This is a genomic window from Microbacterium sp. P5_B6, assembly GCF_056400345.1.
Genome location: NZ_JBFULL010000023.1, coordinates 1 through 18,979, shown reverse-complemented (window position 1 = coordinate 18,979; position 18,979 = coordinate 1). Strand labels below are relative to the sequence as shown.

The window sequence follows — 18,979 nt, the reverse complement described above, 5'->3', positions numbered from 1 at the left end:
TCGGCATCCACACMGTCAGTCCGTTGCTCTCTGCATCCGGGCCGGGAAGCGGGAAGGTTCCCACGACATCGGCCGCCTCGGGGTTGGTGGTCATCATCTGACCAGCCGCGAACGTGAGCATCGGATATTGAGCCCCAGCGCCGGTCGCCACCATGGCGACGCCGTCGTTGTACGTCGCGGACGCGAAGTCCTCATTGAGCAGCCCGGCCTCGAAGACATCCTGAAGGTGCTGGAAGCCGGCAAAGGCGGGCTCATCGACGTACTTCGCCTTGTTCGCGGTGTACTCCTCCGCCCAGTCCGGGTTCTCTGCGAGCACATTGTTGAAGTCGCCAAGGATGAACAGCTGCGAGGACCAAGTGTCGCCGTACGTCTGGATGATGGGTGCGGCGGTGCCGGCAGCCTTGATCGCTTCGCTGTTTGCGATGAACTCGTCCCACGTGGTCGGGATCTCAAGACCCAGCTCGGCGTAGATGTCCTTGTTGTACAGAACGGCGCCCGCCATCGACTGACCCATGGGAGCCCCGTAGAGGCCAGCGTCGGTCGAAACGGTGCGAATGAAGTTCTCGTCCAGCTTTCCGACCCATTCCTGGTCGTCGAGGTTGACAAGAGTCTGATCGGGGCTGAGGGCCTGGAACAGGGAGCCCGAGTTGTAGGAGAAGAGGTCGTCCATCTCGCCCGTTGACAGGCGGGTCTTGATCAGGTTGTCGCCCTCGGCGCCTTGTGGACGCGTCTCGATCTCCACCTTGATGTCGGGGTTCTCGGCTTCGAACGCCTTGGCAAGCGCCTCAGCGACGACGACCGTCGCTTCGCCGTTGTCGACGAGATACTTCAGGGTGACGGAGCCATCTGCGTCGCTCGATCCACCGGCGGAGCAGCCGGCGAGCGTCAGCGTCAACGCGACGCTTCCGGCGCCGACCGCGAGGAGCGCTCGGCGGTGTGTCATGCGGGAATCCATCTCTTTACCTCCGTGTAAAGGAACTGCGCTGTAGATGCCCCGGAGCATCGTCGTGATGCCCGTGATCGGGTGCTTGGGTGAGGCCACGATAGACACGTCGTGCGCCGCGTGTCAACCGATCTACAAAAGGTTTGTGGATTGATCTACAAGTCGCTACATTCCTGATACTGGACGAGGGAGTCATCACGATGAGCAGATCGGCCACCATCAGCGACGTCGCCCGTGAGGCCGGGGTCTCTCGCGCGGCGGTCTCGAAAGTCATCAGAGACGCTTACGGCGTAAGTGATCAGATGCGCGCGCGCGTCAACGCTGCGATCGAGCGACTTGATTATCGCCCGCGCGTGGCTGCCAGAGCGATGCGCGGAACCACGAGCACCATCGGAATTGAGCTGCCCGACATCGGGAATCCCTTCTTCGACAAGATCATCGACGGCGCTGCTGCGGCACGCGAAGGAACAGGGTTCCAGCTGATCATCGCGCCAGCGGGTCGCGACGTGGAGGAGGGTCGGCGCGCGATCACAGCGCTGTCAGACCGTCAGGTGGACGGCATCGTCGCAATCTCGCCGCTCGTGGCCACCGAGTGGCTCGAGTCGCTGGCCCAGCGAGTTCCGATCGTGATGGTCGGGCGTCACGACAACTCGCTCGGGTATGACACGGTGACTGGCGACGATATCGAGGGGACTCGACTCGTCATGGACCACCTGCATCGACTGGGTCACCGAAAGATCGCGCACCTCACTCGCAGTGCCGAGGTGACGGCTCATGGTTCAGGAACGCCCCACGCCGTCAGGCTCGAGGAGTACGAGYGGTTCATGAGTCAGCATGGGCTCGAGGGCGTCTCCCGTGTCATCCGGAGCGGGCAAACCGAAGACGAGTCGCGCGGGGCGGTCGCTGAGATCTTGAGTGGGTCAGACGTTCCAACGGCCATCTTCGCGGGCAACGACGCCATGGCGCTCGGGGCCCTCCAGGCTCTTGCGACGATCGGCCTGTCTGACGCGTCCGTATCGGTTGCGGGATACGACAACATCACGATCGCGGGGCACCCCGCAGTGTCCCTCACCAGCGTCGATCAGTCGGGCTTCGCGATGGGTGAGCACGCTGTCGAACTCCTGCTCAGCCGGCTTGCGGGACGAACCGAAGCGCTACACATCACGACAGCGCCCCGACTATACCCGCGGAATTCGACGCGACCGCACAGGGGGAAGAGTTCTGGGGGCGTTTGACCCATTCACGGTTCGACACCGGCGCTTCGCGCGACATGAGCGGCGCTAACCTCTACACCATGACATTTGTCCCGGGCCGCAACGCGACAATCGAAGACGTCGCCGCAGCGGCGGGTGTGTCCCGCGCAGCGGTGTCGAAAGTGCTGCGCAACGCATACGGAGTGAGCGACTCCATGCGCGAGCGTGTCACCGCGACCATGACGGAGCTGGATTACCGTCCACGGATTGCGGCACGAGCAATGAGGGGCCGCACATACACGATCGGCATCGAGATCCCCGATCTTGGCAATCAGTTCTTCACCCGAATGCTCACGGGTGTGATGGGCGCACTCGCGGGAACGATCTACCAAGTGGTCATCGCGCCCGCCGAGGAGGGTTCACGTCTCGGACTCCGCGCAATCGAAGCTCTGGTCGACCGCCAGGTGGACGGCGTGGTTGCCGTTTCCCCCCGGGTCAGCAGTGAAGCGCTCGACCGGATCGCCGCGCAGACACCCGTCGTGATGTTTGGCCGGCACGATCACTCGGACGCGTATGACAGCATCGCCGGCGACGACGTTGCGGGCACGCGGATGGCGATGGACCATCTCTTGAATCTTGGGCACACTCGGATTGCACATCTCACCCTTGAGGAGGCGGAGGAGGAGGCGCAGTCCGCCCACGGCATCCGACTTCGCGAATATCGCGCCGCGATGACCGAGGCGGGTTTGGAACACCAGATCGTCGTATTGCGAACGGACGAGGGTCAGGATGCGGCGAACTCGGCGGTCCGGGCGGCAATCGAAGGCGGGACGCCAATCACGGCCGTGTTCGCCGCTCACGACGAATTGGCGATCGGCGCACTTCGCGCAACAGCGGAGACCGGGTGGCAGTTGTCGATCGTCGGCTACGACGATGTGCCGATCGCGTCGCATCCGGCGCTCGGGCTCACGACGGTGCACCAACCTGGCAGCGAGATGGGGCTCCGTGCGATCCAACTGCTGATGGAGCGCCTGCAAGGTCGCACTGAGGCCGTTCATGAGATCTTCACGCCAGAGCTGCGGGTGCGGACGTCGACGCGATCCGCTCCCACTTCCTGAGCCAAGGCGCCAATCCAGTTGATGCACAGTTCCATGTGGATGTAGACCGTTCCACAGAATCGGCTAGGCTGATGGGGTCCCACTGACGACCGGCTCCACACGTGTCGAGTCCTGATATCCAGGAGAATTCCATGACCGAGCGAATTGGGCGATTCATCGCTGCGGATGCAACCCTCCATCGGGCACCCCTCCTGCGTACTGAATTCGTGCTGGACGAGGGCCATGGAACAGTCGTCGCAGCCGCTGTTCAGGTGTCCGCGCTCGGCGTTGTCGAAGCGTTCATCGACGGCGTACCCCTTTCAGAGGACGTCTTGACGCCCGGCTGGACCAGCTACGAGTGGCGTCTGCGATATGCCGCCCATGACGTCACCGCGCAACTTGCGCTCACGGCACGGAACCGGTTCGCCCTCGGAATGGCACTCGGCGACGGGTGGTTCCGCGGACGTCTGGGATGGGAGAACTCGCCCCCCTACGGTCCCGAATTGGCCGGTTTCCTCGAACTGCGCATTCAGTTCGAGGATGGCCACGAGCAGATCATCGTCACCGATGAAACATGGCGTGCCGGCGAGGGCGCGGTTGTATCCAACAGCATCTACGATGGGCAGGAAATCGACGCGCGCCTCCTTCCGTCAGGGTGGGAGMGAGTCGGGTTCGACGAGTCTTCGTGGGGTTCGGTCCACAAAGTCGACTTCGATCTCGCGAAATTGGAGCCATACGTCGGTCCACCTGTCCGGCGTCAACAGAGTCTCTCGCCGCAACGCATTTGGGAGAGTCCGTCGGGCAAGACGTTGGTCGACTTCGGCCAGAACCTGGTTGGCTGGGTGCGTGTCGCCGTCACCGGGCCGGCAGGGCAGGCGATCACGCTGCGCCACGCGGAAGTGCTCGAGCGCGACGAACTCGGAACGCGTCCCCTGCGCACAGCGAAGGCAACCGACCGCTTCATCCTCAGCGGCGACAATGACGTGTTCGAGCCCACGTTCACATTCCACGGCTTTCGCTATGTCGAAGTCGACGGATGGCCCGGCGGTATCGATGCCATGACGCCGTCCTCCCTTACGGCTGTGGTCGTCAGCTCGGATCTGCGACGAATCGGTCGGTTCGAGTCATCAGACCCCCTGCTGAACCAGCTGCACGATAATGTCGTCTGGGGCATGCGGGGCAATTTTCTCGATGTCCCCACGGACTGCCCTCAGCGCGACGAAAGGCTGGGCTGGACCGGCGACATCGCCGTGTTTGCGCCGACGGCCGCGTTCCTCTACGACGTGAAGGGCTTCCTGTCTAGTTGGCTGCGTGATGTCGCCCTCGAGCAGGAGCACCAGGACGGCGTCGTACCGTTTGTCGTCCCCGACATTCTCAAGTACATGGGAGTTCCCGAGGAGTTCAAACCCGTAAACTCCACCGCGGTGTGGAGCGACGCAGCTGCTTGGGTGCCATKGGCGCTCTGGCAGGCCTACGGAGACGAGGGCATCCTTCGCGACGCGTTCCCTTCGATGGCGTCGCACGCCCGCCGGGTGCGTTCATTGCTGTCACCGACCGGACTTTGGGATCAGGGCTTCCAGTTCGGTGACTGGCTCGACCCGGACGCGCCGCCGGACCACGCCGACGCGGCGAAAGCTGACAAGGGCGTTGTCGCGACGGCATCCGCCTACCGAACCGCCGTCATTGTATCGGAATCCGCTGCCATCCTTGGAAGGCCCGACGAGGCGGCCGAGTTCGCCGAGCTGGCGGCGGTGCTGAGGTCCTCCTTCCATGATGCTTACGTGCACGAGGAGCGCATCCTCAGCGACTGCACGACGGTGTACTCCCTGGCGATCGTCTTTGGGCTGCTAGACGAAGCGCAACGAGAATGGGCGGGCAAGCGGCTGGCCGAGCTCGTCCTCGAGAGTGGTTCGCGCATCTCTACCGGCTTCGCCGGCACGCCGTTCATTACGGACGCGCTCAGTTCCACAGGGCATGTCGATGTCGCATACTCGCTTCTGCTTCAGCGTGAGTGTCCGTCATGGCTTTACCCAGTCACGATGGGCGCCACCACCATATGGGAACGCTGGGATTCGATGCTGCCGGACGGCACCATAAACCCAGGCGAAATGACGAGCTTCAACCACTATGCGCTTGGCGCCGTTGCTGACTGGATGCATCGAGTTCTTGGGGGATTGTCAGCACTCGAGCCTGGATACGGTCGCATTCTCATCGCCCCGCTACCGGGCGGYGGGCTCACCTGGGCAGAGACCAGCCTCGTCACACCTCACGGCAGGGCGGCCGTTCGCTGGGACCTTGAAGACGCGAAGATTCGAATTGTGGCAACTGTCCCTGAAGGGACGACTGCGTTGGTMMGCGTGGCCGGCTCGACGGATATCGAATTAACGGCGGGCGACCACGCGCTCACGCTRCCGGCGTCATGACTCGCGGGTGGGTGGCGCAGCTGGCCACCCAGCCACCACACTTGCCTGTTGGGCTRCTACGACGACCGACGCGAGCGCCATTCACCGGCGTCGCGACCGGGCAGATCACGCTCCAGATTGCGAGCTGGTTCCGTCGCCCGCTCCGCTTGTTCGGAGGGGTCCGCGCGCGAGTTCCACCCCGCACCGCAAGGCCCGGCCACACGCAAATTGGACTCTGAGGTCCTGGACCGCCATCCCTTGACATCGATGTACTACTCTGAGAATGTAGAGCAATCTACATAATGTAGAGCGTTCTACACTGCCCTTCAGAGAAGATGGACAATCATGAGCTTGAAGAAATTTGCGTCGGTCGGCGATCGCAAGCGAGTGCGTCGCCGCTCGACCGCTGCGCTGCTCAGCGCGGCGCTGTTGGTCACGGGAGGCGTCCTCGCCACAGCCGTGCCGGCCGCCGCGGTGGACTGCTCGACTGTGCCATGGATGAACACGGCGAAGACGAGCGCAGAGCGTACTCAAGCCCTGATGGACGCGAGCACCCCGCACCAGAAGTACCGCTGGATGAATGTCGCGGCCACCGAGCGTGTCACACAGACAGTTTTCGGGACAGTGACATACCCGGAGCAGGTTCCCTGCACACCGAAGATCTTCTACTCCAACGGCCCTCAGGGCGTGGCGATGACGGACGGAGTCACTTCCTTCCCCGTGCCGCTTGCTGTGGCAGCGACGTGGAATCTCGACCTCGGGTACGACAAGGGAGCAGCGCAGGCGGCCGAAGCCTTCGACCGCGGCAGCAACGTCATCCTCGGCCCCGGTGTCTCGAGCCAACGCATCCCTCTCACCGGTCGCTCAACCGAGTACTTCGGCGAAGATTCCTTGCTCAGCGGCCTGATGGCTGGGGCCAACAGCCGCGGGATCGAGGAAGGCAATCCCACGAAGCCTGTCATTTCGAACCTCAAGCACTACGTGGCGAACGAGCAGGAGCTGGATCGCCAGACAAGCTCGTCGAACGTAGATGAGCGAACCCTGCACCAGGTCTACACGTTGCCCTTCGACATCGCGGTCGAGAGCGGCGCCCCCGATAGCGCGATGTGTTCGTACAACCAGATCAACGGGGTGTTCGCGTGCGAAAACTCMCTGATGAACACGCAGCTCCGCGGTGAAGCAGACTTCGACGGGTTCGTCATGTCCGACTTCGGATCAGTCCACTCGGTTGCACAATCGGTGAAGGCCGGACTCGATCAGGAGTTGAACGATCCGACCTTCTTCACCCCCGCCAACTTCGACGCTGCAATCGCAGCGGGCGAGCTCACCGTCGCAGACATCGATGCTGCAGTCTTCCGCGTGATCAACTCCTACATCCGCGCGGGACTGTTCGACAATCCACTGCCCACGACGCCGATCTCGATCGTGACCAACGACGAGCACAAGGCAATCTCGCGGCAGGTTGCCGAGCAGAGCACCGTCCTGTTGCAGAACGAGGGCGGGACTCTCCCGATTGCAGCCGAAGCGGGCAAGACGATCGCCGTCATTGGTCAGATCGCGTCAACGACYCCGACGGCTGGCGTGAGCGCCAAGACAGTGTGCTCGTCCTTCTTCCGATTCCGCAACGGCCCGATCATGAACTGCGATGGACTGATCGACCCACTGACCGCGATCACCCAGCGTGCCGAAGCAAATGGCCAGACGGTGGTTTACAGCAACGGGGCCGACCCGGCGCAGGCGGCATCGATCGCAGCCTCAGCCGATGTCGCTGTCGTCTTCGGCTACTACACCAGCGGCGAGTTCTCCGACATCCCGGATCTGCGACTCGACAACAATGGTGACGCTCTGATCAGCGCGGTGGCCGCGGCCAACGACTCTACCGTCGTGATCCTTGAGACAGGTTCCGCGGTCGAGATGCCGTGGATCGACTCGGTGGACTCAGTCCTCGAGGCGTGGTACCCGGGCGATCAGCAAGGTCCTGCATTCGCGTCGCTGCTCTTTGGTGACGTGAACCCTTCGGGCAAGCTGCCGCTGACGTTCCMGAAGTCACTCGCTGACAACCCCACCGCAAGGTCCATTCAGCAGTATCCCGGGGTCTTCTCGGATGGTTCGACCACGCGCCCCGCGGGCACAAATGAGATCCGTCAGGTGAACTACACCGAGGGCCTGCAGGTCGGATACAAGTGGTATGACGAGCAGAACATCGACCCGCTGTTCGAGTTCGGCTTTGGCTTGTCGTACACCGAGTTCGAGTACTCCAACCTGAAGGTCAAGACCAAGGCGAAGAACGGCCAAGCCGTCTCGACGATCTCATTCAAGGTCGAGAACACTGGGGACCGAGATGGTTCGGAAATCCCGCAGGTGTACTTGACACTCCCCGACGCCGCGAACGAGCCGGGCAAGCGTCTGGTCGGCTTCGACCGCATCGAGCTCGCCGCGGGGGAAAGGACCACCGTCGAGGTTGTCATCGACTCGAACGCGAGCAACCAGCCGTTCGGAGTCTGGGACGTTGACGCGGACGCCTGGAAGATCGTGGACGGCACGTACACGATCTCGGTCGGTTCATCCTCCCGTGACCTTCCCCTCGAGCAGGACTTCAAGGTCAAGGCCAAGTAAGGCTGCTGGTCCCAATCCGACGGCACTGCGTCCCCGCGCGAACGCGTGGAGACGCAGTGCCGTCAGGATGACGGATGTCGACCCAGAAGCGCACGTGCGTTCGCCCCGCTGAGCAGCCGCGAACCGAGGCAGGCGACCCCGAACCGCGAGCCCTCCTCCTCGGGGAAAACCGCAATGGCCCTCGGGCGCTGGAACGACCGGCCGTCCTCGCGAAGGATGTCGATTGCCGCGAGAGCGGATGCCACGCCCCGTGGGCCGTCGTACCCGCCGGGTACCGAGTCGAGATGACAGTCAGGATCAAGAGCCACGTTCAAAGATCCACCGCGCGAGCAAATCGACTGGCTACGAGTTAGTTCCGGATCAGGAACGAGGGGCGCCGGCCGCGCGTCGAGGGACCGGCTCCCGTGCGATGGTCGGCGACCGACGTCGGGCATGTMAGTACGAAAACACACGCCGATGTCGTCGCACCTCCGAGGCTTCAACGGAGGACGACCTCGGCGCCGAATGCGGCGTCTGCAAGTCTGGCGGTCGCACCAAACTCGTCGACGGCGTCCGATCACAAGTTGATCTGGTCACCGCCGCACGGGGAGACGGGGTTCCCGTCATCGGGGTGCTCTGCTTTCTCGAGGCACACTGGCCACTCATCGGCGGCTCATTATCCGTCAACCGGATCCGCGTCGTCTGGCCTCGGCTACTCATCAAGCAGATGGCTGTGGAGACCGCAGAGACCCTCGACATCGACGTCATCCATGCACACCTCCCCGGAGCCTTCCCCACGGCCTAGAGTCTCCACACTCTCGGCGACCCTCTGACCGGTTGGCCAGCCGTTCACAGATCTGCGGGCGTCAAGGCCGATGCTCCGCGTGTTCTGCGTGACTTCGGAGCTGTGTCCTTCCGGGTCGGGATCATCCGGGCCGTCACGAACCGTGAATGCGCGGCGACGATCACCAGCACCGGCAGCAGCACGGTCGTGCCGTTCTCGAGCGGGATCTTCCGCGGCGGGAACCACAAATCACAACGCGCCGCATAACCCGCCGCCCACGTCAACCGGTCGGCTGGGTCGACCGGTTGATGCTCGGGCCGCAACCGCCGGACGTTCTCACGGAACCAGGTGATCGACCCCGACCACTCCACCCGCTCCGCGATCAACGTCGCCGGCATCTCCGGATGCTCCACCAGAAGCGCTCTGACTCTCGCCTCAAAAGGCGCGAACGACGTCGGCTGCGGCGACCGTTCATACTTCGGCGGTCGCTCAGACGCCAACGCCCTATCGACCCTGGACCGGCCGATCCCCAACTGTCTCGCGACCTGACGCTGCGGAACTCCGTCCGCGACCAGCCGCCGAATCAACGCTGTGAGTCTGGGAGCGGCCGGTCCGGGACCGGCTGGCAGGGTTGGCGGTGGTCGTTCCTGCGGGTCGTGACTCTGATCAACGCTGGCCCATTTGGTGCCTTCATTGGGAAATGTCCGGCTCGCGGTTGTGGCCAACGTCGGCTCGGCTCCACCTCGATGGCTTGATTAGAAGCTTGCCCGCCCCGTCTGGGTCGTGGCCCGTCACAGCGTTGCCCCGAAGTGATACCTCCCGGTCCATTGTTGGCCGCGCGCGGCCGAGCAACTATCCCTCAACAGGAAGGTCGATCGCGACGGCAATCGCCGCAAGCTCCTACTCGTTTGTCGACGGAGTAGACACCCATGCCAAGACTCATACGTACGCAATCCTGGACACCAGAACCGGTGAGATCCTCGGCTGCGAGCAGTTCCCGACCACGACAGGCGGGATCACCCGGGCGTTGGCGTGGGTGCTCCGAAGGACCGGCGGTGAGACGGTGTTGTGGGTGATCGAGGGGATCGGGACCTATGGTGCCCGGCTCGGCGGCGCGGTTGGCCAGTCCGGGTATGAACTCGCCGAAGCACCTCGAATCGATGGTCGCACCTGGACGGGGATCGGAAAGTCAGACCCGCTCGATGCGAAAGCGATCGCCGCAGCCGCGCTCTGTATCGACGAAAGCCGGCTACGTCGACCTCGGCAGGACGACGGAATGCGGGCTGCGCTCCGAGTGCTTCTTGCAGCTCGCGAACAGCTCKCCGCGGAACGAACGATGAACGTGAACGCGCTCAAGGCTCTCCTACGCGTGCAAGATCTGGGCGTGGACGCACGCAAGCCGCTCACAAAGCACCAGATCCGGCACGTGTCGCGCTCGAAAACCCGCGGATTTCCGCGGGTTTTCCTGTTTCTGGGGGAGCGGGTTCCCTCTGATTCCGCGGGTTTCACATCTGACCGTCGATCAGATGGGGTTGAGGCGCGCGCGGTGAGATTCCGCGTAATCACGCGGATCGTCAGCGGCGCATGCCGGGTCAATCAGAGGCACATGTGTGCACGCATGTGTGCACCTATATGTGCACCGGATGGCACCAGTCCGCGCGCCCGACGTGTGATGTATCAAGACATCCCTGACAGTTCTGCATCAGGACATCTCTGACAGTTGATGTATCAGGACATCGCTGACGGTTAGGCCGTCTTGGAGCCCCGTCCGCGGGGTCGGCCGTTGCTGACGTAGGTGACGCCCGGCTTGGGCCAGGGGTGCTCGATGATGAGGGTTCCTTTCAGGTCGAAGATCATCACTGACTTCCCGGCGTCCATGACGCAGACCCTGTGTCCTGCGCTGGCGCGGCCGATCCCGAAGCGGATGCCGTGGAACTCCACTGACCCGCTGTCTTGGACCTTCTTCACCCGGATCTCGTCTGTTGGCGTCGACAGGGGCGGGTGCGGAGTGACGGGCCGGGGTGCTTCGATCTTCGGCGTTGCGTCCCAGGCCTGCTGCGGGGTGACGCGGCCGGGCAGGCCTTGATGGGGTCGATCGACGTTGTAGATGGCATCGAATGCGTCGACCTGGGCTTGCAGGTGCTCGAGTGTGTCGGCGAGGGGCTGCTTGTCGAGGTACCGGAACAGGGTCTGATGGAACCTCTCGTTCTTGCCCTGGGTGGTTGGTTTGTAGGGCTTCCCGGTGATCGGCTCAACACCGAGCGAGCGCAGGTAGGCGACCAGCTGGCCGAGCACGCCGCGCCGGGACGGGTTCAACGCGGCCCCGTTATCCGACAGCAGCCGCTGCGGGACGCCGTGCGCGGCAATGCCCTTCTTCACGACCGTGATCGCGCCTTCGGAGGTCTCACCCCACGCGACGTGCGACGCGACCGCGAGCCGGGAGTGGTCGTCGATGAGCTGGGAGTGGTCGTCGATGAGCTGGAAGATCACACACTTGCGGCCGCCCGTCAGTACGTACTCTGTCCCGTCGAGTTGCCAGCACGCGTTCGGTGCGGGATAGACAAACCGTCGGTAGGAGGCCCGCGGCTTCTTCTTCGGTTCCGCTCGGGCGACGCCGGCGTCGCGGAAGATCCGTGCCAGCGACGCCGTGGACGGCGCCGGGTCCAGGCCGAGCGAGCGCATCTTCTCGTGGACGCTGATCGGCCCGTGATCCAACCCCGACTGCTCCAGCGCAGCCCGCACCCCGATCGCCTGCTGGACCACCTCATCGCTGAGCTTCGCGGGGCTCTGCCTCGGGCGTCTCGAGCGCGGTTCCAACGCCGCGGCCGGCCCATCGACCGCGGCCCGTCTCCGGATCGCGTAGAACGTCTCCCGCGAGATCCCCTGCTCCAGGCAGAACGTCGTCACCGACCCCCGCGGCGCATCCGGAGGCCACTGCGTGATCGCGAGACGGACACGAGGATCGACGGGCTCAACACGACTCATCCCCCCAACATCAAGGGAGAAGTGTCAGGACCAAACGACCCCGAAACGTCAGAGATCTATTGATGCAGAACTGTCAGGGATGTCCTGACACATGACACCGCTTGACCCGTGGCTGTGATGTATCAAGACCAGATGGCAACGCGCTGCGCGTCTCCGGTGGGCTGGGTAGTCATGCCAAGAGTACGGCGTCGTCGGGCGCACATTTCGGTCCTTCCGGCGTGGCCCGCATATCGGAGCAAAGATTCGGGTTGCCACTTGTGGGATGAGGGTGAGCGGCTTAATCTCGGAGCAAGTGTTTGGTTCACCGATGAATCTCAGACAAGCGAGAGGACAGGACGCTGATGTCTGCCGATGAAGTCAAGACGTTCTTGACCAGGCTTCTCAAGGAGGCGCCTGGGCATGCCTCGGACATCGCAACGGCGATCCGAGTACCCAATCGACTTGTGGAGCGGTCCCTCGAGGAACTCTCCAATGACGGGTTGGCGGAACGAGTCACGGACACCAGCGGCACCTGGTATCGATGGGCCGCTGACTCCATATAGCACCCCGCCGCGCAACGACGGGTGGCATTCGAACCGCGACGCCCGAAACGTCCGCAGCGGACTCGCCGCAGTGAAATCAAGGAGACGAACATGATCAAAGCCCTCTACATGGCATCGGCGACATCGACGGGAAACGGACGCAACGGGAGGGTTCGTTCCGACAACKGCCGGCTCGACTTCTCGCTGGCGATGCCGGTCGAGTTGGGCGGCAGCGGCAACGGCACCAACCCGGRGGAGCTGTTCGCCGCGGGATACTCCGCGTGCTTCCACAGCGCACTGTTGATGATCGCGCGCGAGGTCGGTGTCTCCCTGGCCAACGCTGCGGTCACCACCGAAGTGGGGCTCGGCTCAGGGGAGAACGGCGGCTTCGGTCTCGCCGTGACGTTGCGAGTCTCGCTGCCGGAACTGGAGAAGGACATCGCCGATCGGCTCATTGCACGGGCCCACGAGGTCTGCCCCTACTCCAACGCGACACGGGGAAACATCGATGTGCAGCTGGAGACCGTGGCGACCGTCGCCACGGAACGTGAGTCAGTCGGATCCTTCTGAATGTCGATTACTCCGTCCAATCAACTCCCACCCCTTCGCGGCGCCACTGAGAAGCTGTCCCGACTGCGAAAGACCATCGCGCGTCGCATGACGGAGTCGCTCCAGACCACCGCGCAGCTGACGACGGTCGTCGAGATCGACGTCACCGCACTCGCCTCCTTTCGCGAGGCGCACAAGACCGAGTTCCTCGAGCGAGAAGGCGCGAAGCTGTCGTTCCTTCCGTTCTTCGCCAAGGCCGCTGTCGAAGGCCTCCTGGTGTTCCCGCGCGTGAACTCGACGCTCGACCTAGACGCCGGAACCGTGACCTATCCGGACAGCGAACATCTCGGCATCGCGGTGGACACGGATCAGGGCCTCTTCGTCCCGGTCCTGAAGAACGCCGGCCAGCTGAGCATCGCCGAACTCGCGCGCGGCATCGATGATCTCGCCACGCGGGTACGCGAGAGCAGGGTCGCTCCCGACGAGCTGTCCGGGGGCACGTTCACGCTGACCAACACCGGCAGTCGCGGGGCGCTGTTCGATACCCCGATCCTCAACCGCCCCCAGTCTGCGATTCTCGGCACCGGGATCGTCGCTCGCCGGCCGGCGGCCGTGCGGGACGCAGGCGGTGCCGAGGCGATCGCGGTGCGATCACTCGTCTACTTCGCTCTCACCTACGATCACCGCATTGTGGACGGTGCCGACGCCGCGCGTTACCTCGGCTGGGTCAAGGATCGTCTCGAACGAGCCGACTTCGCCGACGAGTTCCACTGATCCCCACGACCTCCGACGCTCCCTTGTTCGCAGAGGCGGTGATGAAAAGGTGAGGACCTGGGCTTCGACGCGCAGCGTGACGACCGACTCGGAGGCGCGTGCAGGGATCGGGGTGCACCTCGCACGACACGCTGGACGGGCTCGAGGAGCTCGCCGAACATCTTCTCGTTGATCTGGGCGGCGATCTCCGCCCAGGACCGGCGAAGGCCGCCGCGTTGTGGACGATGACGGCGCGCCGGGTCCTCCCGACCGACTCAAAGACCGTCTCCATGTCCAGGGGAAGGAGAGTGCGAAGACCGAGCACCTCGGCATCGATCCCCTCCTCAGCCAGGAGTTCGGCCGCCTGCGGCGACTGGCCCAGTCTCGATACGAGGACCGCCTCGGACGCCTGCACCCGCGCGTTCGGCGTGGAACCAGGGCTCGGCGTCATCACCTATGTCAGTGGGGGTACCGACGACGACGCGCGCGGCGTGCTTCAGCGCTTCGGAATCGGGGGACACATTCACCGCGAATTCCTGGATGGCAACGATGAGGTCGTCACGGTCACGATTGCGCAGTCCGATGTCCGGCGCGTACCGGAAAGCAGACTGCATACTGCGCTCGAGGCGGCCCTGAACTGCGACGTGCGAATCGTCCTCGCCGGCTGACGGGATGCTGACGTCCGCAACCTGCAGACGGAACATCGGCACTCCCTTCAGAATCGTGTGTCCTTCATTTCGCTGCTCGATCCGGATTAGAAATTCGCGTGAGTCCCTTGTCGCGAGCCGCGCGCGCATGTACCGTTGGAGCAATTGTTTGGTTCGGTCGCGCGGAAGCGGCCTCCGGCATACAAAGGAGTAACGGATGACCGGGACAGAATCATTGAAGATCGACTCCAGCGTGCACGCATTCTTCGAGTCMGATCGCGACCTTCGCACGTACCTGCGGGCGCCGTTCGCAAGCCGAGGGTTCCCTGACGCGGATGTGTCCTGGTTCTCGCCGGAGGGGCCGAAGTATGCGCCGGACACGGAGAACGCCGACGGATCCCATCCGGGTTCGGATCCGGAGAAGGTGGGCGCGCACATCTTCGGTGAGGGCGGCCTCGACTTCGCCGTTGTCCATCCGATGACGGGAGCGGCCATTCTCCCGGACTGGCACCTTGGCACCGCGATCCTTTCCGGCACCAATCGGATGCTCGCCGAGCGTTGGCTGGAGCAGGGCACCTATGCCGACAGGTTCCGGGGGACGATCCGGGTTCACCCCACCGACATCGACGGTGCCGTTGCCGAGATAGGCAAGTGGAGAAACCACCCGAAGATGGTGCAGATCGGCTTGCCGACTCAGACGCAGGTGCCTTATGGGCGTCCGCAGTTCCGCCCGTTGTGGCGTGCGGCCGTCGACGCGGGCCTGCCCGTCGCGATTCATCTTGAGAAGGGGCTCGGCGTCACCCACCCGCCGACACCGTCGGGTACCACGCGGACGTATTCGCATCACGCGGCGTACGAGGGGATGACGTACATCTGGCACCTGATGAACATGCTCGCCGAGGGCGTGTTCGCCGAGTTCTCGGATCTCAAGGTGATCTTCGGCGATGGCGCAGCGGACATCCTGACTCCGTTCATTTGGCGCATGGACACCTTCGGTCGTCCGCACCTGGAGCAGACCCCGTGGGCGCCGCTCATTCCGAGCGACTACCTCGYGGGGCATGTCTATTTCGTGAACGGCGCGCTCGACGGGCCTCCCATCGATGCGGACTTCGCGGAGGAGTGGCTCCGCATGACGGGGAAGGAAGACATGCTGCTTTTCGGTTCGAGCTACCCCGAGTGGCAGCTCAGCACTCGGGCAGATCTACCTGCCGGCTGGTCCGACGAACAGCGGGCGAAGGTTCTCGGCGCCAATGCCGCGCGGCTCTTCGGCCTGTCCTCGCCCGCGTTGGTTTGACGCCATTCAATCGAGAGGAACGACCGATGACTATGCAGATCGAGACGGATCACGTCGCCTCGGAGGTGACGACCCCGGTGCGCGTGGTGGACTGCGACGTACACCCCACGTCCCGGGTGGGAGAACTGGAAGAGTACTTTCCAGAGCCTTTTCGAAGGATTTTCGCCGCTCGCGCTGTGGGCTCAGGCAACCCCGTCTACTACGACGCTCCGGACTACGCCAATGCGATGGCGATGCGCACCGACAGCTTCCCCGACGACGGGAACTTCGCAGGCTCGGACCCGGACTTGACGTTCCGCCAGCTGATCATGGAAGCAGGGTCCGACATTGCCATCCTMGGCCCGCTCGCCGGACCAGCGGCGCAGACACCGGAAGAGGCTCATGCGGTCGCCTTCGCTATCAACCGGTGGCAGGAGACCCACTGGCTCGACAGTCGCAACAACTGGCACAAGCGCTTCCGTGGTTCCATCGTGGCGGCCATGTCCGCTCCTGAGGCTTCCGCGCGCGAGATCGAGACGTGGGCGGGACACGAGTACTACAGCCAGGTGCTGATCGACGCGGAGGGGCGGCCCTCGTGGGGAGATCCTCAGTACGACCCGATCTGGGAAGCGGCGAGCCGGCACGATATCCCGGTCGCGTGCCACCTCGGCCGAGGCAAACACAATGAGCTGCCTATGTCACCGGTCGGTTTCATGACCTATAACCACGACCTCATGGTCACCTACTCGATGCTCGCTGCGAACCAGGTGATGAGCCTGATCTTCGACGGCGTCTTCGACCGTTTTCCGAAACTCCAGATCATTCTGATCGAGCACGCATTCAGCTGGATACTGCCGTTGATGTGGCGCATGGACAGGATCTACGAACTCCGCGGGAACGAAACCGGCCTGCAGCGCAAGCCGTCGGAGTACGTCAAGGACCACATCTGGTTCACGACTCAGCCGTTGGACTATCCCGAGGACAAGCTCGAACTGACTAACGCGCTCGAGTGGATGGAAGCGGACAGGCTCCTTTTGTTCTCCTCCGACTACCCGCATTGGACCTTCGACGACCCACAGTGGGTGGCCAAGCACATGCCGGAAAAGATGCGGGACAAGATCATGTTTGGCAACGGCATCAACCTGTTCCACCTGCCCTCCGAGGTTCCCGCACTTCCCGGTCAGAGGGTCGTGCGATGACCCTTGGGGAGATCAGGAAGACCGGCCCGTCTGCACAGCCCCGGCTGGCTCGCGGTCGCGATCACGTGGTCGCCCAGGTGGGCGAGATCACGCCCGGGGACTCGAAGATCGTGCCCATCGGCCGCCACGGGGTCGGTGTGTACAACGTGGACGGCAAGTTCTACGCGATCGCCAACTACTGCCCCCACGAGGGCGGCCCACTCTGTCTCGGGCGCACGCACGGACAGACGGTGACCGACGAGTACAGCGCCGGCGGTGCCACCGAAGTCCGTCAGGGCGAGTTCATCTACTGCCCCTGGCATCAATGGGGCTTCGAACTCGCCACCGGCACCACCGCGGTCAAGCCCGAGTGGAGCATCCGGACGTATCCGGTCCGTGTCGACGGCGACGACGTCATCGTCACGGCCTGAAGCCGACAGAAGAGACAAGGAACTGGCACATGGCAGAGATCGAGATCAACGGCGGGCGCGTGGTGTACGAACTCGTCGGGCCCGAAGACGGCGAAGTGGTCACGCTCACCCCCGGGGGCCGCTTCAGCAAAGACTATGGCGGAGTGCACGAGCTGGCGAACGCTCTCGCCGCCGGAGGCAAGCGTGTGCTGCTGTGGGATCGGCCGAACTGCGGTGCATCCGACATCCAGATCTACGGCGAGACCGAATCCCACATGCGCGCCGAGATCCTCGGCGAGCTGGTCAGGGCGCTCGGCATTCCGTCTGTGGCAGTGCTCGGCGGGTCCGGTGGAGCACGCGACTCGATCTTGTTCACGATCATGAATCCCGACCTCGCCACTCGTCTCTGCATCTGGTCGATCGTGGGCGGCACGTTCAGCACCATGAGTCTCGCRGGCGTCTACGTGCTCAAGGAACTCCGGGCCGTGTGGTCTGGTGGGATCGACGCGGTCGCGCAGCTCCCAGAATGGAGCCGGCTGATCGCAACCAACCCGCGCAATCGGGAACGACTCGACGCGATCGGTGGCGAGGAATTCGAGCGGGTGATGGCCCGCTGGTTCGACGCGTACGTTCCGAAGGCGAACGAGGTGATCCCCGGYGTGCCGGACTGGCAGTTCGCGGATGTCAGGGTTCCGACACTGATCATCCGGGGCGGCGAGAAGGACCGGGACCACCCGAAGCGGACGTCCTTCGAGGTGCATGCCCTCATCAAGGGTTCGACGCTCATCGACCCGCCGTGGCCTGAGGACGCGTGGGAGCGTGCCGTCGAGACGATGATGGCTGGGACGGGGAGCGTGTTCGACCCCTGGGTGCAGGCCGCCCCGGCGATTCTCGCCTTCCTGGACGAGACGGCACCGGAAGGCGAGTTGATCGGAGCATCTTTAGCACAGGGTGGGCAGCGTGCCTGAGGCCGCGATCAATGGCGGACTCGTCGCCTACGATCTCGTCGGGCCTGTTGACGGCGATGCCGTCGTCCTCACCCCCGGCGGGAGGTTCAGCAAGGATTTCCCGGGCGTGAGACCACTCGCGGAGGCGCTCGCCGCCGGCGGCAAACGCGTACTCCTCTGGGATCGGCCGAACACGGGGCGCTCCGATATCCAACTCTTCGGAAAGACCGAATCGCACATGCGCGCAGCGACCCTGGGCGGACTCGTCCGCGAGCTCGACCTGGGTCCCATCGCGGTCCTGGGCGGATCGGGGGGAGCGCGAGACTCCATCGTCTTCACGCTCATGCATCCGGAACTCGTGAGCAAGCTTGCGATCTGGTCGATCGTCGGCGGAACGTCCAGTTCCATGAGCCTCGCGTGGGTCTACGTGCTGAACGAACTGCGCACCGTGCGGGAAGGAGGCATCGAGGGCATCCTCGAGATGCCCGGCCTCGCGGGCAGCTGGTCCGATCTCGTCACAGCGAATCCCCGCAATCGCCAACGCCTCGAGGTGATCGGATCCGAGGAGTTCGAACGGGTGATGTCACGCTGGCTCGACGCCTACGTTCCCAAGCCCAACGAGGCGATCCCCGGCGTACCCGACTGGGAATTCGATCAGATCACCGTTCCCACGCTGATCATCCGAGGCGGTGAGAACGACTT

Annotated in this window: 17 protein-coding genes and 2 pseudogenes; 13 read left to right on the top strand and 6 right to left on the bottom strand. The window is 63.8% G+C overall.

The genetic code is table 11. The features are described from left to right. On the bottom strand, window positions 1-943 hold a 943-nt coding region (locus AC1DP3_RS16945; RefSeq protein WP_477295316.1), incomplete at its 3' end, for an ABC transporter substrate-binding protein. A gap of 200 nt (window positions 944-1,143) precedes the next feature. Between AC1DP3_RS16945 and AC1DP3_RS16940 the strand changes: the two genes are divergently transcribed. From AC1DP3_RS16940 to AC1DP3_RS16925, 4 genes are all read left to right on the top strand, one after another. Beyond that, window positions 1,144-2,178 carry a LacI family DNA-binding transcriptional regulator gene (locus tag AC1DP3_RS16940; RefSeq protein ID WP_477295315.1) on the top strand — a complete coding sequence of 345 codons (1,035 nt, stop codon included), beginning with the start codon at window positions 1,144-1,146 and terminating at the stop codon, window positions 2,176-2,178. Next, window positions 2,175-3,254: a LacI family DNA-binding transcriptional regulator gene (locus AC1DP3_RS16935; RefSeq protein ID WP_477295313.1), complete on the top strand. Its 1,080-nt coding sequence runs from the start codon at window positions 2,175-2,177 to the stop codon at window positions 3,252-3,254. Before AC1DP3_RS16940 ends, AC1DP3_RS16935 begins: the two co-directional genes overlap by 4 nt. A 131-nt stretch (window positions 3,255-3,385) precedes the next feature. Beyond that, the gene (locus AC1DP3_RS16930) at window positions 3,386-5,656 is read left to right on the top strand and encodes an alpha-L-rhamnosidase (protein ID WP_477295311.1); all 2,271 of its coding nucleotides are present in this window, start codon (window positions 3,386-3,388) and stop codon (window positions 5,654-5,656) included. Window positions 5,657-5,980: 324 nt separating this feature from the next. Beyond that, window positions 5,981-8,251, top strand: coding sequence for a beta-glucosidase (locus tag AC1DP3_RS16925; protein WP_477295309.1), 2,271 nt, complete (start codon window positions 5,981-5,983; stop codon window positions 8,249-8,251). Between the two features lie 101 nt (window positions 8,252-8,352). On the opposite strand, the pseudogene AC1DP3_RS16920 reads toward AC1DP3_RS16925, so the two are convergent. Both AC1DP3_RS16920 and AC1DP3_RS16915 read right to left on the bottom strand, forming a co-directional pair. Next, window positions 8,353-8,538 (bottom strand): annotated as a pseudogene (locus tag AC1DP3_RS16920) (allantoate amidohydrolase); the annotation flags it as partial. A gap of 541 nt (window positions 8,539-9,079) precedes the next feature. Then, the gene (locus tag AC1DP3_RS16915) at window positions 9,080-9,412 is read right to left on the bottom strand and encodes a hypothetical protein (RefSeq protein ID WP_477295307.1); all 333 of its coding nucleotides are present in this window, start codon (window positions 9,410-9,412) and stop codon (window positions 9,080-9,082) included. Between the two features lie 488 nt (window positions 9,413-9,900). Between AC1DP3_RS16915 and AC1DP3_RS16910 the strand changes: the two are divergent. Beyond that, window positions 9,901-10,479, top strand: a pseudogene (locus tag AC1DP3_RS16910) (IS110 family transposase); the annotation flags it as partial. 281 nt (window positions 10,480-10,760) lie between these two features. Here AC1DP3_RS16910 and AC1DP3_RS16905 read toward each other — a convergent pair. Then, on the bottom strand, window positions 10,761-11,999 hold the full coding sequence (locus AC1DP3_RS16905; protein WP_477295305.1) for an integrase core domain-containing protein: 1,239 nt from the start codon (window positions 11,997-11,999) through the stop codon (window positions 10,761-10,763). A 341-nt stretch (window positions 12,000-12,340) separates the two neighbouring features. On the opposite strand from AC1DP3_RS16905, the gene AC1DP3_RS16900 reads away from it, so the two are divergent. The 3 genes from AC1DP3_RS16900 (at window position 12,341) to AC1DP3_RS16890 (ending at window position 13,843) form a co-directional block, all read left to right on the top strand. Then, window positions 12,341-12,541 (top strand): helix-turn-helix domain-containing protein, encoded by a 201-nt coding sequence (locus AC1DP3_RS16900; RefSeq protein ID WP_477295303.1) that lies wholly within the window; start codon window positions 12,341-12,343, stop codon window positions 12,539-12,541. Window positions 12,542-12,634: 93 nt separating this feature from the next. Further along, window positions 12,635-13,090: an organic hydroperoxide resistance protein gene (locus AC1DP3_RS16895; protein ID WP_477295318.1), complete on the top strand. Its 456-nt coding sequence runs from the start codon at window positions 12,635-12,637 to the stop codon at window positions 13,088-13,090. Next, complete coding sequence (locus AC1DP3_RS16890; protein WP_477295301.1) at window positions 13,091-13,843, top strand: 2-oxo acid dehydrogenase subunit E2; 753 nt, start codon at window positions 13,091-13,093, stop codon at window positions 13,841-13,843. Here AC1DP3_RS16890 and AC1DP3_RS16885 read toward each other — a convergent pair. Together AC1DP3_RS16885 and AC1DP3_RS16880 are read right to left on the bottom strand one after the other, a co-directional pair. After that, complete coding sequence (locus tag AC1DP3_RS16885) at window positions 13,797-14,273, bottom strand: transketolase C-terminal domain-containing protein (RefSeq protein ID WP_477295299.1); 477 nt, start codon at window positions 14,271-14,273, stop codon at window positions 13,797-13,799. The genes AC1DP3_RS16890 and AC1DP3_RS16885 overlap by 47 nt on opposite strands. After that, a complete protein-coding gene (locus AC1DP3_RS16880; protein WP_477295319.1) occupies window positions 14,167-14,619 on the bottom strand; it encodes a hypothetical protein in 453 nt (150 codons plus the stop codon). Before AC1DP3_RS16880 ends, AC1DP3_RS16885 begins: the two co-directional genes overlap by 107 nt. A gap of 85 nt (window positions 14,620-14,704) precedes the next feature. Here AC1DP3_RS16880 and AC1DP3_RS16875 point away from each other — a divergent pair, with 85 nt between their 5' ends. The 5 genes from AC1DP3_RS16875 to AC1DP3_RS16855 all read left to right on the top strand — a co-directional run. After that, entirely contained in the window at window positions 14,705-15,763 is a 1,059-nt protein-coding gene (locus AC1DP3_RS16875; protein WP_477295297.1) for an amidohydrolase family protein, read from the top strand. Window positions 15,764-15,789: 26 nt separating this feature from the next. Next, entirely contained in the window at window positions 15,790-16,941 is a 1,152-nt protein-coding gene (locus AC1DP3_RS16870) for an amidohydrolase family protein (protein WP_477295296.1), read from the top strand. Beyond that, window positions 16,938-17,351, top strand: a complete 414-nt coding sequence (locus tag AC1DP3_RS16865; protein WP_477295294.1) for a Rieske (2Fe-2S) protein — start codon at window positions 16,938-16,940, stop codon at window positions 17,349-17,351. Before AC1DP3_RS16870 ends, AC1DP3_RS16865 begins: the two co-directional genes overlap by 4 nt. Before the next feature lie 29 nt (window positions 17,352-17,380). After that, window positions 17,381-18,298, top strand: coding sequence for an alpha/beta fold hydrolase (locus AC1DP3_RS16860; RefSeq protein WP_477295292.1), 918 nt, complete (start codon window positions 17,381-17,383; stop codon window positions 18,296-18,298). Next, the coding region (locus AC1DP3_RS16855) for an alpha/beta hydrolase (RefSeq protein WP_477295290.1) at window positions 18,291-18,979 on the top strand (689 nt) is incomplete at its 3' end. The genes AC1DP3_RS16860 and AC1DP3_RS16855, both read left to right, overlap by 8 nt.

Bases quoted from the DNA above. Each gene is read 5' to 3' on its own strand.
- AC1DP3_RS16885 (WP_477295299.1), bottom strand. From the start codon at position 14,273: ATGACGCCGAGCCCTGGTTCCACGCCGAACGCGCGGGTGCAGGCGTCC.
- AC1DP3_RS16865 (WP_477295294.1), top strand. From the start codon at position 16,938: ATGACCCTTGGGGAGATCAGGAAGACCGGCCCGTCTGCACAGCCCCGG.
- AC1DP3_RS16880 (WP_477295319.1), bottom strand. From the start codon at position 14,619: ATGCGCGCGCGGCTCGCGACAAGGGACTCACGCGAATTTCTAATCCGG.
- AC1DP3_RS16905 (WP_477295305.1), bottom strand. From the start codon at position 11,999: ATGAGTCGTGTTGAGCCCGTCGATCCTCGTGTCCGTCTCGCGATCACG.
- AC1DP3_RS16890 (WP_477295301.1), top strand. From the start codon at position 13,091: ATGTCGATTACTCCGTCCAATCAACTCCCACCCCTTCGCGGCGCCACT.
- AC1DP3_RS16915 (WP_477295307.1), bottom strand. From the start codon at position 9,412: ATGCCGGCGACGTTGATCGCGGAGCGGGTGGAGTGGTCGGGGTCGATC.
- AC1DP3_RS16900 (WP_477295303.1), top strand. From the start codon at position 12,341: ATGTCTGCCGATGAAGTCAAGACGTTCTTGACCAGGCTTCTCAAGGAG.